General features: G+C 43.6%; 17 protein-coding genes. 8 read left to right on the top strand and 9 right to left on the bottom strand.

Annotation, left to right across the window (positions count from 1 at the left end):
• Positions 1–47: 47 nt before the first annotated feature.
• Together glnS and nagE are read right to left on the bottom strand one after the other, a co-directional pair.
• Positions 48–1,718 carry a glutamine--tRNA ligase gene (gene glnS, locus ATG66_RS15655; RefSeq protein ID WP_098416196.1) on the bottom strand — a complete coding sequence of 557 codons (1,671 nt, stop codon included), beginning with the start codon at positions 1,716–1,718 and terminating at the stop codon, positions 48–50.
• Between the two features lie 275 nt (positions 1,719–1,993).
• Positions 1,994–3,490, bottom strand: a complete 1,497-nt coding sequence (gene nagE / locus ATG66_RS15660) for an N-acetylglucosamine-specific PTS transporter subunit IIBC (protein ID WP_098416197.1) — start codon at positions 3,488–3,490, stop codon at positions 1,994–1,996.
• A 490-nt stretch (positions 3,491–3,980) separates the two neighbouring features.
• Here nagE and nagA point away from each other — a divergent pair, with 490 nt between their 5' ends.
• From nagA to asnB, 4 genes are all read left to right on the top strand, one after another.
• Positions 3,981–5,117 (top strand): N-acetylglucosamine-6-phosphate deacetylase, encoded by a 1,137-nt coding sequence (nagA, locus tag ATG66_RS15670; RefSeq protein ID WP_098416198.1) that lies wholly within the window; start codon positions 3,981–3,983, stop codon positions 5,115–5,117.
• Between the two features lie 2 nt (positions 5,118–5,119).
• Positions 5,120–6,334 carry a DNA-binding transcriptional regulator NagC gene (gene nagC / locus ATG66_RS15675; RefSeq protein WP_098416199.1) on the top strand — a complete coding sequence of 405 codons (1,215 nt, stop codon included), beginning with the start codon at positions 5,120–5,122 and terminating at the stop codon, positions 6,332–6,334.
• Between the two features lie 81 nt (positions 6,335–6,415).
• The gene (locus ATG66_RS15680; protein ID WP_098416200.1) at positions 6,416–8,008 is read left to right on the top strand and encodes a cation:proton antiporter family protein; all 1,593 of its coding nucleotides are present in this window, start codon (positions 6,416–6,418) and stop codon (positions 8,006–8,008) included.
• A gap of 226 nt (positions 8,009–8,234) precedes the next feature.
• Positions 8,235–9,899, top strand: coding sequence for an asparagine synthase B (asnB, locus tag ATG66_RS15685; RefSeq protein ID WP_098416201.1), 1,665 nt, complete (start codon positions 8,235–8,237; stop codon positions 9,897–9,899).
• A 151-nt stretch (positions 9,900–10,050) separates the two neighbouring features.
• Here the strand turns inward: asnB and rfaH are convergent, their stop codons facing one another.
• Positions 10,051–10,551, bottom strand: a complete 501-nt coding sequence (gene rfaH, locus ATG66_RS15690; RefSeq protein ID WP_098416202.1) for a transcription/translation regulatory transformer protein RfaH — start codon at positions 10,549–10,551, stop codon at positions 10,051–10,053.
• 331 nt (positions 10,552–10,882) lie between these two features.
• On the opposite strand from rfaH, the gene ATG66_RS15695 reads away from it, so the two are divergent.
• Entirely contained in the window at positions 10,883–12,271 is a 1,389-nt protein-coding gene (locus ATG66_RS15695) for a peptide MFS transporter (RefSeq protein ID WP_098416203.1), read from the top strand.
• Positions 12,272–12,371: 100 nt separating this feature from the next.
• On the opposite strand, the gene hemH is transcribed toward ATG66_RS15695, so the two are convergent.
• The 3 genes from hemH to htpG all read right to left on the bottom strand — a co-directional run bounded on the left by hemH (position 12,372) and on the right by htpG (position 16,344).
• On the bottom strand, positions 12,372–13,334 hold the full coding sequence (hemH, locus tag ATG66_RS15700) for a ferrochelatase (RefSeq protein WP_098416204.1): 963 nt from the start codon (positions 13,332–13,334) through the stop codon (positions 12,372–12,374).
• A 140-nt stretch (positions 13,335–13,474) separates the two neighbouring features.
• Positions 13,475–14,119, bottom strand: coding sequence for an adenylate kinase (gene adk, locus ATG66_RS15705; protein WP_098416205.1), 645 nt, complete (start codon positions 14,117–14,119; stop codon positions 13,475–13,477).
• A gap of 320 nt (positions 14,120–14,439) precedes the next feature.
• Entirely contained in the window at positions 14,440–16,344 is a 1,905-nt protein-coding gene (gene htpG / locus ATG66_RS15710; protein WP_098416206.1) for a molecular chaperone HtpG, read from the bottom strand.
• A 268-nt stretch (positions 16,345–16,612) separates the two neighbouring features.
• Between htpG and ATG66_RS15715 the strand changes: the two genes are divergently transcribed.
• The 3 genes from ATG66_RS15715 to ATG66_RS15725 all read left to right on the top strand — a co-directional run bounded on the left by ATG66_RS15715 (position 16,613) and on the right by ATG66_RS15725 (position 18,403).
• Entirely contained in the window at positions 16,613–17,497 is an 885-nt protein-coding gene (locus ATG66_RS15715; protein ID WP_098416207.1) for a transcriptional regulator, read from the top strand.
• An 11-nt stretch (positions 17,498–17,508) separates the two neighbouring features.
• Complete coding sequence (locus ATG66_RS15720; protein ID WP_098416208.1) at positions 17,509–18,024, top strand: regulatory protein ToxS; 516 nt, start codon at positions 17,509–17,511, stop codon at positions 18,022–18,024.
• Between the two features lie 97 nt (positions 18,025–18,121).
• Complete coding sequence (locus ATG66_RS15725) at positions 18,122–18,403, top strand: SelT/SelW/SelH family protein (RefSeq protein WP_098416209.1); 282 nt, start codon at positions 18,122–18,124, stop codon at positions 18,401–18,403.
• A gap of 83 nt (positions 18,404–18,486) precedes the next feature.
• Here ATG66_RS15725 and yfcE read toward each other — a convergent pair whose 3' ends face one another.
• The 3 genes from yfcE to ATG66_RS15740 all read right to left on the bottom strand — a co-directional run bounded on the left by yfcE (position 18,487) and on the right by ATG66_RS15740 (position 19,969).
• Positions 18,487–19,032, bottom strand: coding sequence for a phosphodiesterase (yfcE, locus tag ATG66_RS15730; protein WP_098416210.1), 546 nt, complete (start codon positions 19,030–19,032; stop codon positions 18,487–18,489).
• Between the two features lie 179 nt (positions 19,033–19,211).
• Complete coding sequence (locus tag ATG66_RS15735) at positions 19,212–19,622, bottom strand: CBS domain-containing protein (protein ID WP_098416211.1); 411 nt, start codon at positions 19,620–19,622, stop codon at positions 19,212–19,214.
• Positions 19,619–19,969: a P-II family nitrogen regulator gene (locus tag ATG66_RS15740; protein WP_005382084.1), complete on the bottom strand. Its 351-nt coding sequence runs from the start codon at positions 19,967–19,969 to the stop codon at positions 19,619–19,621. Before ATG66_RS15740 ends, ATG66_RS15735 begins: the two co-directional genes overlap by 4 nt.

Below are 19,969 nucleotides of genomic sequence, written 5' to 3' on the forward strand. Positions count from 1 at the left end.
AATGCCAGCAGTAGCTGGCATTTTTATTAGTATTAGCATTTATGAGATTATTGATTCTCTATCTTTGCCCATGTATCACGTAGACCAACCGTACGGTTGAATACTAGATTATCTGCTGAAGAATCTTTCGAGTCCACACAGAAGTAACCTGTACGTTCAAACTGATAGCCTTTCTCTGCTTCTGCAGACGCTAGGCTAGGCTCGACCAAACCATTGATCACAACTAAAGATTCAGGGTTGATTGTAGAAGCAAAATCTTCTGCTGCGCCCGGGTTTGGAACGGTAAATAAACGATCATATAGACGAATTTCAGCAGGTAATGCCTTATCAGCCGAGACCCAATGGATCACACCTTTTACCTTACGCCCGTCTTCTGGGTTCTTACCTAGCGTATCCATATCGTAAGAACAGAAGATAGTCGTAATATTACCTTCTGTGTCTTTCTCAATGCGCTCTGCCTTAATCACGTAAGCTCCACGTAGACGCACTTCTTTACCTAGAACCAAACGCTTGTACTTTTTGTTTGCTTCTTCACGGAAATCATCGCGCTCGATCCATAATTCACGCGTAAATGGCACTTCACGCACACCCATTTCAGGTTTGTTTGGGTGATTAGCAACCGTCAGCGTTTCTACCACGCCTTCTTTAAAGTTTTCGATAACAACCTTAACGGGATCCAATACTGCCATGGCACGTGGTGCATTTTCGTTTAGGTCATCACGAATACAAGATTCTAGAGAACTGAACTCAATCATATTCTCTTGTTTTGTTACACCAATGCGCTTACAAAATTCGCGAATTGAAGCTGGTGTAAAACCACGACGACGTAGGCCAGATACCGTCGGCATACGTGGGTCATCCCAACCATCTACCAGTTTTTCTGTCACTAGCTGGTTAAGCTTACGCTTGGACATCACTGTGTATTCAAGATTTAGACGGCTAAACTCATACTGGTGTGGACGGCAATCAATCGTGATGTTGTCTAGCACCCAATCATAAAGACGACGGTTATCCATGAATTCTAGCGTACAAATAGAGTGCGTAATGCCTTCAAGTGCATCAGAGATACAATGCGTAAAGTCGTACATTGGATAAATGCACCACTTATCACCTGTTTGATGGTGAGTCGCAAAACGCACACGGTAAAGCACAGGATCACGCATCACCATAAATGAAGAGCCCATGTCGATCTTAGCACGAAGACATGCTTTGCCTTCTTCAAATCCACCTGCACGCATTTTTTCAAATAGCGCTAGGTTTTCTTCAACAGAACGGTCACGGTACGGGCTAGGTTTACCTGGCGCTTTCAGCGTACCACGGTATTCACGAATCTGCTCTGGACTTAGCTCATCTACGTACGCTAGGCCTTTGTTAATCAATTCAATTGCATATTCGTAAAGCTTATCGAAGTAGTTTGATGAGTAACATACTTCACCACTCCACTCAAAGCCCAACCAGTTTACATCTTTCTTGATAGACTCAACGTATTCGATGTCTTCTTTTTCAGGGTTCGTATCGTCAAAACGTAGATTACATTGACCCTGGTAGTCCTGAGCAATACCGAAGTTCAAACAGATAGACTTTGCATGACCGATATGCAGATAACCATTTGGTTCCGGCGGAAATCGAGTATGCACGCTAGTGTGTTTGCCATCCGCTAGATCTTTATCAATGATCTGGCGAATAAAGTTTGATGGACGAGCATCAGCTTCACTCATCTATAGCACCTCAAAATAATAGTATTGTCAGAGAAAACGGAACTCTACATCCAATCACGGCTTTGCAGAGCGCATTATTTCTAATGATCCACAATTCTAACCAATTAAACAACAAGAACTCGCGCTAAAACGACAATATTTATCGAGTTAATGCGAAAGCACGGCAGATTCAAAGTGCCAAAACAAGAAAAGGCCTCCTGAGGAGGCCTTTTTCAATGTTGTAGTATCAAGTGTCTGCAATACTAATAACAAACAATCACACCACTGTTAAACAGTTAAGCTGGTAGCTGGACACCACTTAAGTCTTCATCTTTTGATACATTCTTCATCTCACCAGCAACAATCTCTGCTAATGGACCAAGGATAACTTGTAGATTGTTTGTACCAAGCTTCACAACTCCCATAGCTCCAAGATCTTTCAGAGTTTTCTCATTGATAACGCTCATATCTTTAACAGAAAGGCGCAAACGAGTAATACAGGCGTCGATAGAACTTAGGTTGTCATGACCGCCAAGTGCTTTCAAGTATTGACGAGCAAGCTCAGAAGAACTGCTTGATCCAACCACGTTATTAGATGAAGCTTCTTCATCATCTTCACGTCCTGGTGTTTTAAGACCAAACTTAACAATCACTGTACGGAACACGAAGTAGTAAACCGCAAAGAAACCAAGACCTTGTACAATGAGCATGTACCAGTTCACTGCTAGCGGGTTACGAGTTGACAATACTAAGTCGACTAAACCAGCAGAGAAACCGAAACCTGCAATCCACTGCATTGATGCCGCGATATAAACTGATACACCAGTCAATGCTGCGTGAAGAACGTACAGTCCTGGAGCAAGGAACATGAATGCAAATTCAAGTGGTTCTGTTACACCGGTAAAGAATGAAGCAAACGCAGCCGCAATCATGATAGATGCCACTTTCTCTTTATTCTTTGATTTCGCAGTATGATACATCGCTAGAGCAGCACCCGGTAAACCAAACATCATGATTGGGAAGAAGCCTGCTTGGTACATCCCCGTAACACCTACCGTTGCCGTGCCTTCAGCTAATGATTTCGCACCGCCAAGGAAGTTTGGAATATCATTAATACCAGCAACATCAAACCAGAACACTGAGTTTAGTGCATGGTGCAGACCAACAGGAATTAGAAGACGGTTGAAGAATGCGTAAACACCTGCACCTGCTTCACCCATACCTTGAATGCTTTCACCAAAACTTACCAGACCGCCGTAAACTGATGGCCAAACGTACATTAAAATGAACGCAATAACGATACCAGCAAAAGAAGTTAGGATCGGTACAAGACGCTTACCAGAGAAAAACGCCAGTGCTTTGTGCAGCTCTACGTGAGAAAAACGGTTGTACAATTCAGCAGAAACAATACCAACCAAGATACCTACGAACTGGTTATTGATTTTACCAAATGCAGCCGATACTTCACTTGGGTCAATGCCTTGAATTTGTGCTACTGCACCAGGGGCCAAAAGCGTTGTGACAACTAAGAAGCCCACGAAGCCTGAAAGTGCAGCGGCGCCATCTTTGTCTTTAGACATTCCGTAAGCAACACCAACAGCGAACAATACTGACATATTGTCAATAATTGCTGCACCAGCTTTAATAAGAAATGCAGCAAGTGCACTGTTCGCGCCCCAGCCATTTGGGTCGATCCAGTAGCCAATACCCATGAGTATTGCTGCTGCAGGAAGTGTGGCGACCGGCACCATAAGCGCCTTACCCACCTTCTGGAAGTATCCGAGAATATTCACCTTTAGTTCCCCCTATAGGATTAGATGTTATGTTGAATGACTTATTTTAGTCGTCCAATTTAGTCATGCTCAGTTTATGATATTAATTTTGCCCCGCAAATTAAAAGCTCACTGTTTGTGATCATAATCACCTGAACTTGCCCTTTCAGAAGGTTTTTGCTAGCGAGATCATAAAACTTATTTTATTATACAAAAGAATGGTGTTTTAGAGATAATATTCTCGCACTTTATGCAAAGCAGAATCGGTGTTATTTTGGTATTTAGGCAAGTAACTCACCGTAACTTCGCTCTGAAAAAGAATCATAAAAAAACAAATAACTCATTAAATTTTCAGTTAGTTACCTTAAAAACATCATCGAAAAACGCAACTTGCTGCATTTAACTCGTTATCTAATTCAGTGATACAAACTAAGTATCCACAAGGCTCATGTAATCACCACTTAGGTAACGATACAGAAATTGAATTCTCATCTATAAGGACTAGCTGACTATGTACGCGCTAAGTAATTGTAAAATCTATACCGGTAGTGATGTTCTTACCGATCACGCTGTCATCATCGAAAACGACCTGATTCAATCTATTGTGCCTGTTGCCGAACTACCACAAAGCACCACAATTCAAGATTTGGGGGGGGCAAACCTCTGCCCTGGCTTTATTGATCTTCAACTTAACGGATGTGGTGGGGTAATGTTAAATGACGCTATCACACCAGAAACGATGCAAATTATGCATGAAGCGAATCTTAAGTCCGGATGCACGAGTTTTCTCCCTACGCTTATCACATCTTCCGATGAAGATATGCGCGCGGCTATCTCTGCCGCTCGTGAATACCACAACAAATTCAAAAATCAGTCACTAGGTCTGCACTTAGAAGGCCCTTACCTTAACGTTGCGAAAAAAGGCATTCACAATGTCGATTTTATCCGTCCTTCTGACGAAGGAATGATTGATCTTATCTGCTCAAACGCCGACATCATTACCAAAGTAACGCTGGCGCCAGAACAAAACGACCCTAAACATATTTCTCGTCTGAAAGCAGCCGGAGTTGTCGTTTCTATTGGCCATACTAATGCAACCTACGCAGAAGCGCGTAAAGGCTTTGAAGCTGGTATTACTTTCGCTACACACCTCTTTAACGCTATGACGCCAATGATGGGCCGCGAACCTGGCGTTGTTGGTGCAATATACGATACTCCTGAAGTTTATGCTGGCATTATCGCTGATGGTTTCCACGTCGACTACGCTAACATCCGAATTGCTCATAAAATTAAAGGTGAAAAGCTCATTTTGGTGACGGATGCCACAGCTCCAGCAGGTGCTAACATTGATCACTTTATTTTTGTCGGTAAGAAAGTATATTACCGAGATGGTAAGTGTGTGGATGAAAATGGCACACTAGGCGGTTCAGCTCTGACTATGATTGAAGCAGTTCAGAATTCAGTTGAGCACGCGGGGATCGCTTTAGACGAAGCTCTACGAATGGCTACTTTGTACCCAGCAACCGCAATTGGTGTTGAGGATCGACTAGGCCGAGTTCGAAAAGGCATGGTGGCAAACCTGACTATTTTCGATCGTGACTTCAATGTCAAAGCGACGATAGTTAACGGACAATACGAGCAAAATTAAGCATGAATGGCGGACAGATTGGTAATGTAGATTTAGTAAAACAGCTTAACAGCGCTGCGGTATATAGACTGATAGATCAGCAAGGTCCTATTTCCCGCATTCAAGTTGCGGATGTGAGTCAACTCGCACCAGCCAGTGTTACCAAAATAACCCGCCAACTTTTAGAGCGCGGCCTCATTAAAGAGGTCGCTCAACAAGCTTCGACTGGTGGTCGACGAGCGATTTCGTTGACCACGGAGGTCAAACCCTTCCACTCTGTTGCCGTTCGCTTAGGTCGAGACTACGTGCAATTCTGTTTGTACGACTTAGGTGGCACAGCGATAACTGAAGATCAATATGAACTTCACTACACCAACCAAGTAGACCTGATCGCCGGACTTATTGAGCTTTTAAAAGGGTTCGTAAATCGTTGTGAAGACAAAATAGATCAACTCATTGCAATCGGCATTACACTACCAGGCTTGGTTAACCCAACGACAGGTGTGGTTGAGTACATGCCAAACACCGACATCGACAACCTTGCTCTTGGTGAAATCGTGGCCGAGAAATTCAGTACTGCATGTTTTGTCGGTAACGACGTGCGTGGAATGGCGCTGGCAGAACATTATTTTGGTGCAAGCCAAGATTGTCAGGACTCAATTTTAGTTAGCGTCCACCGTGGAACTGGCGCAGGTATTATCGTCAACGGTCAAGTATTCCTTGGTTTTAACCGCAACGTTGGCGAAATCGGCCATATCCAAATCGATCCTCTTGGTGAACAATGTCAGTGTGGCAACTTTGGCTGTTTAGAAACAGTGGCGGCGAACCCTGCAATTATTCAGCGAGTAACACAACTGATTGCTCAAGGGTATGAATCAAGCCTTACTGAGGTCGAGAACATCACGATTGAAGATGTTTGTAAGCACGCAGTGAGTGGGGATGAACTGGCACAACAGAGTCTTGTGCGCGTTGGCAATCAATTAGGTAAAGCGATAGCAATTACTGTCAACTTGTTTAACCCTCAAAAAATTATTATCGCAGGTGACATTACTGCCGCAGAAGAGATTGTATTTCCAGCAATTAAACGTAACGTAGTCAATCAGTCACTAAAAACTTTCCATAACGATCTTCCTATTGTTGCCTCACATATTGATAAACATCCGACAATGGGCGCATTCGCAATGATCAAGCGTGCCATGTTGAACGGAGTTTTGTTACAAAAGTTACTAGAAGACTAAGCTTATACAACTAATTGAGTTACAATCTCGGGCTGTGTTTTCACAGCCCGTTTTTGTCGATCAGGAATCTCGCTTAATAGTATGGAAATTATTTTAATTACAACCGCTTTTTTAGCTGGCTTTATTGCACTGAAATGCACTCTTCCTCCCCTCGTCGGCTTTTTATTAGCAGGGTTTGGGTTACATGCATTCGGTTATCAAAACAATGATGTTATCGTCACTCTTGCTGATCTCGGGGTTACCCTCCTCCTTTTTACTATCGGGCTTAAACTCGATGTAAAAACACTGCTTACCAAAGAGATTTGGGGAGGAGCGACCGCACATAATCTACTTTCAACCGCTTTTTTTGCGCTGGCGCTTTCAGGCCTAAAACTGCTAGGTCTGACCTCGCTTGCCAGCATGGACAATGGCCAAATTTTGCTTCTGGCCTTTGCCCTCTCATTCTCTAGTACCGTTTTTGCTGTAAAAACATTGCAAGAAAAAGGGGAAATGAATGCAACCTATGGGATGCTTGCAATCGGTATCTTAGTCATGCAAGACATCTTTGCCGTGATTTTTCTTACAGTCTCTACTGGTAAGATCCCAGAATGGTATGCAATTGGCTTGTTTGCGCTTCCTTTACTGCGTCCACTCTTCTATAAACTGCTCGATAAAGTCGGACACGGCGAAATGCTGGTACTATTCGGCGTCTTCTTCGCACTTGTCGTCGGAGCGGGACTATTTGAACTGGTAGGCATGAAGCCAGATCTCGGTGCCCTCATTCTAGGTATGCTGCTCGCCGGTCATCCTAAAGCTTCAGAATTGTCGAAATCACTATTTAACATGAAAGAGCTGTTCTTAGTCTGTTTTTTCTTAAACATAGGTTTGTCGGCTTCGCTCAGCTTCACTGGGGTCGCACTCGCCTTACTCTTTATCTTGTTGCTGCCAATAAAAGGGCTACTGTACTTCGTAACGCTCAATTACTTTAAATTTCGAGTTCGTACCTCTTTACTCGCCTCCTTGTCGTTGTTCAACTACAGCGAATTTGGCTTAATTGTGGCTGGCTTGGCATACACAATGGGCTGGATGCCGAGTGATATTCTGGCCGCAATTGCTGTCGCTGTATCACTATCCTTTATCATTTCTGCACCACTCAACCGTTTAGGCCACAAAATTTATCAGCACTCAGGTAAATGGCTGCAAGAAACTGCGGCAGAAAAGCTCAATCAGCGCGACCAACTAATCAACCCAGGTCATGCTCAAGTACTGATTCTTGGTATGGGTCGAATCGGCACCGGCGCCTACGATGAATTACACACTCGTTACGGAAAAATTTCACTCGGCATAGAAATTCGTGAAGACGCCGCGCAAAAACACCGCTCTGAGGGGCGCAATGTTATTTCAGGTGATGCTACTGACCCTGATTTTTGGGAGCGAATTTTAGACACTGGTCATGTAAAACTGGTGCTGCTTGCTATGCCCCATCACCAAGGGAACCAAACAGCACTAGAGCAGCTGCAGCGTCGACATTATAAAGGCCAAATTGCAGCTATTGCCGAATACCCCGATCAGCTTGAAGGTTTATTAGAAAATGGAGTTGATGCCGCGTTCAACATTTACAGTGAGGCAGGCAGCGGATTTGCTCGGCATGTCTGCCAACAACTTGAACCGACATTCACGCAAAAAAATAGATAGTGATATTAATATTTTCCTTGAGCCTTTCTAACATTAGAAAGGCTTTTTTGTTCACTTTACATACCGAACCTTGATTTCATTCACCAAAACAAGGTTATTTTTAAATAAAATACAACCATAAAGGCTTTTTATTATTTTTATAATCACAAAACGTTGCTTTTTTTACTGAAAGTGGCAAATTGAAGCCATACCGATTAAAAATTATCTTGTTTAAAAAGGATGTTGTATGTGTTCAGTCTTTGGCATTTTAGACATTAAAAGTGATGCAGCTGCATTACGCCCTATCGCATTAGAAATGTCGAAAAAACTTCGTCATCGCGGTCCAGACTGGTCTGGGATCTACGCTTCTGAGCGTGCAATTTTGGCGCACGAGCGCTTAGCAATTGTTGGTTTAAATAGTGGTGCTCAACCGCTATACAGCCCTGATAAAAAACTCATCCTTGCAGTAAACGGTGAAATCTACAACCACAAAGAAATCCGTGCACGCTACGAAGGCAAGTACGATTTCCAAACAGACTCAGACTGCGAAGTTATTCTGGCGCTATACCAAGACATGGGTGTCGACCTACTTGAAGAACTAAACGGCATCTTTGCCTTTGTCCTTTACGATGAGGAGAAAGACCAATACCTAGTAGGTCGTGATCACATTGGTATTATCCCTCTTTATCAAGGTCACGACGAGCACGGCAACTACTATGTTGCGTCTGAAATGAAAGCGCTTGTACCAGTCTGTAAAACAGTCAGCGAATTTCCTCCAGGCAGTTACTACAGTTCTAAAGACTCAGCACCACAACGCTATTACATTCGTGATTGGAATGAGTACGCAGCTGTGCAAGGCAACGCCACCAGCAAGGAAGAATTAACAGAAGCACTTGAAGCAGCGGTTAAGCGACAACTGATGACTGACGTTCCATATGGTGTGCTGCTATCTGGTGGCCTAGATTCATCAATCACATCGGCCGTAGCGAAACGCTTTGCGGCAATGCGTATTGAAGATGATGAAAAGTCAGAAGCATGGTGGCCTCAATTGCACTCTTTTGCTGTTGGCTTAGAGGGCGCACCAGATTTAAAAGCCGCCCGAGAAGTGGCCGACCAAATTGGTACGGTTCACCATGAAATGACTTACACGATTCAAGAAGGCCTCGATGCGATTCGTGACGTGATTTACCACATCGAAACTTATGATGTGACCACTATCCGCGCATCCACGCCTATGTTCTTAATGGGTCGTAAAATTAAAGCAATGGGCATTAAGATGGTGCTGTCTGGCGAGGGTGCTGATGAAATCTTTGGTGGTTACTTGTACTTCCACAAAGCACCTAACGCAAAAGAATTCCATGAAGAAACGGTACGTAAGCTGCTTGCGCTGAACATGTTTGACTGCGCGCGCGCAAACAAATCGCTAGCAGCATGGGGCGTTGAAGGTCGCGTACCATTCTTAGATAAAGAGTTTATTGATGTCGCGATGCGTCTGAACCCAGCGGACAAAATGTGTGGTAACGGTAAGATGGAAAAACACATTCTACGTGAATGTTTCGAACACTACTTGCCTGAATCAATCGCATGGCGTCAAAAAGAGCAGTTCTCTGATGGCGTAGGTTACAGCTGGATTGATACGTTGAAAGAAGTCGCAGAACAAAAAGTGACGGATCAGCAGATGGAAACGGCTCAATACCGCTTCCCATACAACACGCCAACCACAAAAGAAGGTTACGTGTACCGCGAGATCTTTGAAGAGCTCTTCCCTTTGCCATCTGCAGCAGAGTGTGTACCTGGAGGCCCTTCCGTCGCCTGTTCGTCAGCAAAAGCCATTGAGTGGGATGAATCATTCCAAAACTGTGTTGACCCGTCAGGCCGTGCCATACAAACCGTTCACAACGACGCATACTAAATCACCAGCGTTGGGTGAACAAATCTGACTCTTAACAAATATAATAAAATCAAGTAGAGGAGCATTAGCTTCTCTGCTTGATTTATACCAATCGAACCAAGCTCTAGGCCATTTACAGCTCCAGATTGTGATTCGGCATTGGCAGCATTGGTTATTTTAAATCTAAATCATTGTTCTTGATACTGACGGGGACTCGCTTGGTGATCATTTTTACCAGCATGATCGACCGTTTCTCACCATCTTGTTCTTGGAAGATGGCATCAATACCTGCAAACTGACCGCTCTTCACTCTAACTTGGTCACCGGGCCTTGGCATGCACTCTGAAGCAGTGTTGTCGTTACAGCATTTTTCCAACTGTATCAATTCGGACACTAAGTCGTCTTGCACTTCTTTTGGTTGTGCACCAAACCGAACAAAGTCAACAACGCCGCGAGTCGATCGAACAGAGGTGAAATTCGGCCCCTGCTCATAATCAAAATGTGCAAAAACATAGCAAGGGAACAGCGGCTCTTCGACCTTCTGCCTTTTCCCACGCAAAATCTTTTCAACTTCGACTGTTGGGTAAAAGCACTCAACACCTTGATTTTCAAGATGCTTTTTCGCTCTAACTTGCTCCCCACGTTTACAATAAAGTAGATACCAACGCTTCATCTTATTTCTAGCCAATTATAATTTTGTTTATCCTAGCATTAAGCCAAAGGTGCGTCATTGCCATTCAAATTATCGACAAAGATTATGATGATACATTGTTCGTATAAGAGATGCTTTTCAAAAGGTTACGGCAACAAGTCCATAGACAAAAATGAAAATTAAGTTTGTGACACGACCAAATCACCACCATATAATCTATAAAAACACTCAAAAACAGAGACTTAATAATCACCTTTGGTCATTAAGCGAAATTTTATTGTTTGTCAGTCGTTGAATTGCGATGTATACGTAAAAGTCGTTAAAAATGTAATAACTACTATTAGAAGACCTTATGTCAAACCAACATCAATATTTCGGCCATCCTCGTGGCTTGTTCTTATTGTTCGGTACTGAACTGTGGGAACGCTTTTCTTACTACGCAATGCGCGCCATTCTAGTACTTTACCTTACTGACACAACAATGAATGGCGGCCTTGGTTGGTCAACCAGAGATGCATTGGATCTTTACGGCATCTATACAGGACTTGTGTACATTACTCCTCTTATTGGCGGTTATCTTGCCGATAATTACTTAGGTCAACGCCGTTCGATTTTGCTGGGTGGCGCTCTGATGGCAATCGGTCAATTTACCCTCGCGCTTCCAGCAGATGCTCTAGGTATTGGCTCACTGCATAGCTTTTATTTGGGTCTTGGCCTACTCATTGCAGGTAACGGTCTATTTAAACCCAATATCTCAACCATGGTTGGTGACCTATATCATGAAGGTGATAACCGTCGTGACGGCGCGTTTACAATTTTCTATATGGGGATCAACATAGGTGCTTTGCTCGCTGGTGTAATTTCAGGTTCTGTCACGACTTCTTATGGCTGGAAAGCTGGCTTTGTCGCAGCGGGCATCGGTATGCTGATCAGTCTCGTTATGCAAATGGGGTTAGCTCAATCTTGGTTAGGCAATATAGGTCGTGAACCCGCAGCTACACGAGGTCTCGATAATAAACACTCGAACAAGAAGCAACCACTGACAAAAGAAGAAGCAAATCGATTGAAAGTTATTTTAGTCATGAGCTTGTTCACCATTGTGTTCTGGGCTGGCTTTGAACAGGCCGGTGGCTTGATGAACATTTATACTCAGCAATACACGGACCGAATGATCGGCAGCTTCGAAATTCCTGCGGCGTGGTTCCAATCATTGAACCCATTTTTCATCATTACGCTGGCTCCTGTGCTAGCCGTTCTGTGGGTAAAACTGGGCAAGCGAGAACCAAACTCACCCGTGAAATTCGCAATGGCACTGTTTTTCTTAGCGATTGGCTTTCTGTGTATGGTTGGTGCCGTACTAGAGCAAGGTGGTGATACTGCCGCGAAAACATCCATGTTTTGGCTGGTGGGTGCCTTCTTCTTCCACACGTTGGGTGAGCTGTGCTTATCACCAATTGGGTTGTCACTGGTAACAAAACTTGCGCCACTTCGCCTTGCTTCACTGATGATGGGGGCATGGTTTGGTTGTAATGCAATTGCAAACTATGTCGCGGGTTATGTCGGTTCACACGTGGGTGAGTTAGGTGCTTTAGCTATCTTTAGTGGTATTGCGGTAAGTGCGACCGTCAGTGGTGTGATCCTACTCCTGTTCTCCAATACGCTGGTTGGTTGGATGCATGGTGCCGAAAACACTAACAGCACTGCAGAGCAATTAGAAGAGCAACAAGTACAGGTTGCTTAATTGCTCTAGCAAACAATACAAAAAGGGTCGCATCAGCGACCCTTTTTGTATTTACCCAAACTGGTTCAAGCACCGAGATGCAAAGCATCTTGCGATTATGCTAAATCTTAGAACGAACGAGTTCAGCCATCATCTCTATATGAAGTGCATTATCATTTAAACAAGCAATATAGTTAAAACTTTCTCCTCCGGCTTCAAGAAATATTGCTTGGCACTCTTCTGAGATTTCTTCCAACGTTTCTAAGCAATCCGAAGAAAAAGCCGGTGTAATTACATCGATTTTTTTTACGCCTTTTTCTGGCAGTATTTCAAGTGTCTTATCCGTATATGGTTGCAACCACTCTTCTCGGCCAAATCGGGATTGATAGGTCATCCCTATTTGCTGTTCATTTAATTCAAGTGCTTTGCCCAATAAACGCGTAGTCTCTTCACAGTGAAGAGGATAAATGTCACCATTATCTGCGTAGCGCTGAGGAATACCGTGGTATGAACACAGTAGGTACTCACCTTGGCCATGCTCTTGCCAGTGATCTCGAACAGATTGCGCCAGCGCAGCAATGTATTGGGGGTGATTATGGTAATCGCGAATAAAACTAAATGCTGGCATCACTGGTAAACTTTTGAATGCTTTCGTGATCCCGTCAGAAACGGCGGCTGTCGTTGTCCCTGAGTATTGTGGGTATAAAGGTAATACAATCACTTCATCCACACCTTGAGCCAACAGCGCTTCAAAACCTGATTGCAAACTTGGATTTCCATAAGTCATGCCAAGTTCGACTGGCATATCAAGCTTTTGAGCCAATTTTTCTGTTTGACGCTTAGAGTACACCATCAGTGGCGAGCCCTCTTCCATCCAAACTGATTGGTAAAGCTTAGCAACTTTTGGTGAACGTACAGGCAAAATCACTCCGTGTAAGAGTGGGCACCAAAGCCATCGAGTCATGTCTACCACTCGGTGATCATGAAGAAACTGACTTAAAAAACGCTTTACGGCAGGAGCTGTTGGTTCGTCTGGTGTTCCTAGGTTAACCAAGAGCACACCTTGCTTATTATTCTCTTTCATAACATCCTAATCATGGTAAACGGCTTGGATTGTACGATCACTTAGTGAAAAGGTTCATCATACCAAGCATCTGAATAAAAAAAACGACCACTTGGGCCGCTTTCAATATATCAAAATATTATTTTTTTGACTTCAGTAAATTAAGAGAGTGCTTTCTCAATATCTGCACTAACTTCAGCAACTTGCTTAGTGCCATCAAATTTTAGGTACTTAGTGTTGCCTGCTGCTGCTTCTTTACCGTAGTAATCAATAAGTGGTGCTGTTTGATCGTGATAAACACCTAGACGAGCACGTACCGTTTCTTCTTTATCGTCATCACGAACAACAAGTTCTTCACCCGTTACATCGTCTTTACCTTCCACTTTAGGTGGGTTGTAAACAACGTGGTACGTACGACCTGAAGGAAGGTGAGCACGACGACCCGCCATACGCTCAACAATCACATCGTCAGCGACGTCAAATTCGATAACATAATCTACGTCAACGCCCATTTCTTTTAGGCCATCAGCCTGAGGAATAGTGCGTGGGAAGCCATCTAACAGAAAACCTTTTGCACAGTCTTCTTGAGCGATACGCTCTTTGATAAGACCAAGGATGATATCATCAGAAACTAGCTGACCAGCGTCGATAACAGCTTTAGCCTGTTTGCCAAGCTCTGTACCTGCTTTGATAGCAGCACGAAGCATATCACCAGTAGAGATTTGTGGAATACCGTACTTTTCCATGATGAAGTTTGCTTGTGTGCCTTTACCAGCACCTGGAGCACCTAGAAGAATGATGCGCATGATTTATCCTCTTTAATATTTAAGATTTATACCGAAGCTCACAATAGCCGGACTTCCTAGATATTAAACCTCAGAAGCACTCGCAACGATAAGTTTCGGTATAACATTTAGGCGAGCAAAAATACACGCCTTATTACTCACATTCAAGTCGCAAATTCTACCACAGGTTCTATGAGCAAAAAGTGAATTAAGACTAAAGAATGTTAACAGTGTCCCCCTTTCACCTTTTATTGATTGCTAACTCAACACCGGATATGCAAATTTTTGCGACAACAAACAAAAAGCTCGCGAAGTGCGAGCTTTTTGATGTAGCTAGGCGGTTAGACCTTAGTCAAAAGCGTATTGATTGCGCTTAAAAACTCCGTTGGGTCTTCCATTGAACCTCGCTCCGCGAGCATCGCTTGACCAAGAAGAACCTCAACCCAGCGGCCAAATGCTTCTTCATCGGCTTCATCTGCCATGCGCTTAATCAGCTCATGCTCTGGGTTAATTTCGAAGATGTATTTCACCTCGGGCACTGGCTGGCCTGCAGCAGCAAGCAACTTGGCCATTTGCGTTCCCATCTCAAAGTCATCCGTTACCACAACCGCTGGCGTTGAAGCCAACTTGAACGTAGTACGCACTTCTTTGACGCGATCACCTAAGTATGTTTTTGCACGCTCAACGACCGACTTGAATTCTTCTTCCGTTTCTTTTTGCTTTTCTTTTTCCGCTTCGTCTTCAAACTGACTCAGATCAAGGCCAGCCTTAGTGATTGACTGGAATTGCTTACCATCAAACTCAGTTAGATAGTTCATCAACCACTCATCAATGCGATCGTACATTAAGATAACTTCGATACCTTTGGCTTTGAACTGCTCCAAATGAGGGCTATTTTTCGCGGCCGCATAGCTGTCTGCCGTTAAGTAGTAGATCTTATCTTGACCTTCTTTCATGCGCTCAACGTAAGCAGCCAGACCCACGGTTTGCTCCGCAGAATCCACTTCAGTTGAAGCAAAGCGCAATAGACCAGCAATCTTCTCTTTGTTTGCGAAGTCCTCTGCTGGCCCCTCTTTCATCACAAGACCGAACTCTTTCCAGAATGATTGATATTTCTCTTCATCATTCTTAGCCATACGCTCTAGCATCGTTAGCACACGCTTAGTACAAGCATTACGTAGCGATTGAGTGACTTTGTTGTCTTGTAGAATCTCACGCGATACGTTCAATGGCAGATCGTTTGAATCTATCAGACCACGTACAAAGCGTAGGTATGACGGCATGAATTGCTCTGCGTCATCCATAATGAACACACGTTGTACGTAAAGCTTAAGACCTGACTTGTGGTCGCGGTTCATCATATCCCATGGCGCTTTGGATGGAATATACAACAAGCTGGTGTAGTCGTTTTTACCCTCTACGCGGTTATGACTCCAAACGAGTGGATCCGCGAAATCATGCGATACGTGTTTGTAGAACTCTTGGTACTCTTCTTCTGAAATTTCAGATTTATTGCGAGTCCATAGAGCTTGAGCTTTGTTGATTTGCTCCCACTTTTTCTCGTCCGTTTCTTTACCTTCGTCATCACGCACGGCAGTTTGGATTGAAACAGGAATACCTATGTGATCCGAATACTTATTGATCACATCGCGTAGACGCCACTCATTTAAGAATTCTTTACCTTCGTCACGCATATGAAGAACGATGTCAGTACCGCGAGACGCTTTGGTAATGGTTTCAATGGTGTACTCACCTTCACCCGTCGAATGCCACTGAACCGCTTCTTCTGCAGGTAGGCCAGCAGCACGAGTGCGCACGGTCACCGCTTCCGCAACGATAAATGCAGAATAAAAGCCCACACCAAACTGACCGATAAGTTGTGAATCTTTGCCCTGCTCTTCGGATAGTTTCGAGAAAAATTCCGCGGTCCCTGATTTGGCAATGGTACCTAAGTGCTCAATCACATCCTCACGGCTCATACCGATACCGTTATCAGAGATGGTTAAGGTATTCGCACTTTCATCAAACCACAACTTAACGCCAAGCTCGGCATTGCCTTCATATAAATCAGGGTTTGAAAGCGCTTGGAAACGCAGCTTATCCGAGGCATCTGATGCGTTAGAAATCAGCTCGCGCAAAAAAATCTCTTTATTTGAGTAAAGAGAGTGGATCATTAAATTCAATAGTTGTTTAACTTCTGATTGAAAACCACGCGTTTCTTTGTTTTGAGATACGGTTTCGCTCATGTTTGCTCCATAACATCTAAACTAATCGGCTTTTCCATGGAGAGAAGTGTGTAACTCTCCGGAAATTGCCTTACTGATATGTCATGTAACATGTGGCTGACAAATGTAAATTCAAGGTCAATATTGCTAAAAACGGTGTTTTTTTAGCAAAATTTAATTATCCTACTCGACTAAAAGCATCTAAAACATCACGCATATCCCATGCGTCTACGTTATTTTGTGATATAAATCACCATTATTACAACATCATCCATCTAAGAAGAACTAAATGACTAACATCGGCACCAAATTTCTACTTGCTCAAAGGTTTACCTTTGACCCAAATAGTAATTCGCTCGCTGACCAACAAAACGACAACGACATTGTGCGATTAGGAAGCAACGAAAGCCGTATACTCCTGATGTTGGCAGAGAGACCAAACGAAATTTTAACCCGTCATGAGCTTCACGAGTTTGTTTGGCGTGAACAAGGTTTTGAGGTGGATGACTCAAGCCTAACGCAAGCTATCTCTACTCTGCGTAAGATGTTGAAGGATTCAACAAAATCTCCAGAATTTGTTAAAACTGTGCCAAAGCGTGGCTACCAACTCATTTGTTCTGTTGAACGCATGAGCCCACTATCCGCTGACTCTACAACAGAAGCGGAACAACAAACTTCTGACCATGAAGCTCCTGTTTCTGAAGCTGAAATGACTGACGAGCCCTTATCGACAGAATATACTCCAGAAACGACGTTAGACGCTAACCCGCTTACTAAACCAGCAGAGCCGCAGCCAAAACCAGCGCCTCATACGAACAACAACTGGCTTTCTCGCGTTATTGTCCTAGTCGCTCTGCTGTTCCCGATCTGTGTATTGTTATTCACTAATCCGGCAGAATCTCAGTTCCGTCAGATCGGCGAATACCAAAAAGTGCCGGTGATGACGCCAGTCAATCACCCTCAAATTAATAAATGGCTACCGTCGATTGAGCAGTGCATCAGTCGCTATGTTAAATACCATGCAGAAGACTCTATGCCGATTGAAGTAATAGCGACAGGTGGTCAAAACAATCAACTGATCCTGAACTATATTCATGACAGCCAACATTCGTATGAAAACGTGACTTTGCGTATTCTCGCCGAGCAAAACGACCTAGCCGATATATGTAAGTAAAGGAGGCCAGAATGAAGATAAAAGTAGCATCTGCGGTTTTGGCCGTATCCGTTCTTTTCAGTGCTTGGTTATACTGGGATAGCGATTTAAAAGTTGAACAGGTTCTCACTTCGAATGAGTGGCAATCGACGATGGTCACCGTCATATCAGATAATTTGCCCGATGATCCGGTAGGTTTACTACGTCGTGTTAATGTTGAATCTAACGTCAAATATCTGCCTAACGGAGATTATATCCGCGTAGCCAATATCAAGCTTTTCGCTCAAAGCTCGGCCGCAGAATCAACCATTAATATTTCAGAAAAAGGCCATTGGGAAGTGAGTGACAACTATCTGCTCGTATCGCCTTCTGAGTTTAAAGACATTTCCTCTTCTCAATCGAAAGATTTTTCTGAAGAGCAATTACGTTTGATCACTCAAATTTTCAAACTTGATGCGGAGCAAAGTCGTCGCATTGACGTTGTCAACGAAAAAACGTTGCTGCTCACTAGCCTCAATCACGGCTCTACGGTACTGTTTCAAAACTAATTTTGTTTGAATAATAAGGGACAGACGCCCCTTTGTTTTTGCGTATGGGCTGGCCAAGTATTCTCACTCTTGCTGGAGGTCGCTCAGAGGAAGGGGTATGGAAAAAGCGAGTATCAACATTTATTACTGTCGCCAGTGCAACTGGATGTTGCGTTCAACTTGGTTATCACAAGAACTCTTACACACATTTAGTGAAGAAATCGAAATCATTAGTCTGCACCCAGATACAGGTGGTCGGTTTGAGATTGTTTGTAATGGCATTCAGATTTGGGAGCGGAAAAAAGACGGCGGATTCCCAGAAGCGAAAGTACTAAAACAGCGAGTAAGAGATATGATTGATCCTGAGCGCGACTTAGGTCATGCAGATGCAAAAACCTGAACTCAGTCAATATAAAAAGAAAGGCAAGGGAACACTCAGCTCCCTTGCCTTTCTTTTTTCAAATGCATCGACTTTATGCCAAATTAAATGGTTGTCTGAGCCAGTACTTTACCTTCTGGGGTTTGCACCGTTAGAGTCCCTTCATCCAGCAAACCAAAGCTTCTCGGTAAACCATTACGTGGGAACGTCATTGAGCCTGGATTAAAGATCACGACACCTTCTTGCCTCTCCGCAACCGGTATGTGCGTATGGCCATGAGCGATAACATCACCTTTTCGCAGTGGCGGTCGTTTCGTGGAATGGTATAAATGGCCGTGAGTCAAAAAGATTCGCGTACCCGATTCAAGCAGCACCCATGAGTAATCCATCATCATAGGGAAGTTCAATAACATTTGATCGACTTCACTATCACAGTTTCCACGTACGGAAATGATGCTCTCACTGTACTGGTTCAACAGCTCCGCAACCTGTGGCGGATTGTAACCTTCTGGAACTGGATTTCTTGGTCCGTGATTGAGTGTGTCACCCAACAGAATTAAGTGTTCAGCACCAGAAGCAAGAAACAACTCGATGGTTTCTTTGGTTGCAGGCAAAGAGCCATGCAAATCTGAGGCAAAAAATAGTTTCACGACTTCGTCTCCTCAAAAAGTATGAGGCTATTCTACGGCTTTTTGACAACAGCTCAACCAGCGACTGAGCCGTACTGATTCCATTTAAAAGCAGGAGTAACACCACGAGACATACACCGTACTGTTCTTCTCCGCATTCAAAAGCATCATTGTTCTAAATATAAATTCATCTCTTCCGTCTAATACTCTTCCTCTCGTACCATGCCATTTATCACGATATTGTTATAACTGACCATGCCAATGACTTCTCCATCTTCAACGACAGGAGCACGGCTAATCCCAAACCGTTCAAACAGACGAGCACAATATTTCACATTCATATCAGGAGCGACACACAACGCTGGCTTGGTCATAATTTCATAGATATTAGTGCGCTGGGAAGAACGATTATTTGCGAGTACTTTCTTCGCAATATCATTCATCAAGACAATGCCATATTCATCATTATCATCGCGCTTTTTCACCACCAGCGCTTTAACCTGATATTTTTTGGCGAGCGTAATGCCTTCATAAACCGTCATTAAACCATCGACCATGACATAAGTAACCGCCATCACATCGCGAACTCTGACTATTTCTTGATTACTCATAACTCATCCTCGACCACTTTCGTCAACGTCTCGACTTGGTGCGCGACGCCTACTGCGTCTTCAATATCAATCTGAATCGCAATACCCTGTCCTGACTCTCGGTCAAATTCTCCAACCTCATTGATGGTTTCCAATATATGTCGTGAAAGATGTTCTTCCACCACAAATAGCAGCACATCTTTTTGTACTTCTAACGTTAAACCAAAAAAAGTTCGCTTTTGGTTTAAGCCTTGTCCGCGAGCATTATTAATAACGGTCGCACCTGTGGCGCCAGCATCGCGAGCCGCATCCAGCACCTTGTCTGTTTTGCTGTCTTCAACAAACGCAAGTATCAATTTAAAGCGCAT

It is taken from the genome of Vibrio sp. ES.051 (genome assembly GCF_002563795.1).
In the GTDB taxonomy this organism is placed as follows: domain Bacteria; phylum Pseudomonadota; class Gammaproteobacteria; order Enterobacterales; family Vibrionaceae; genus Vibrio.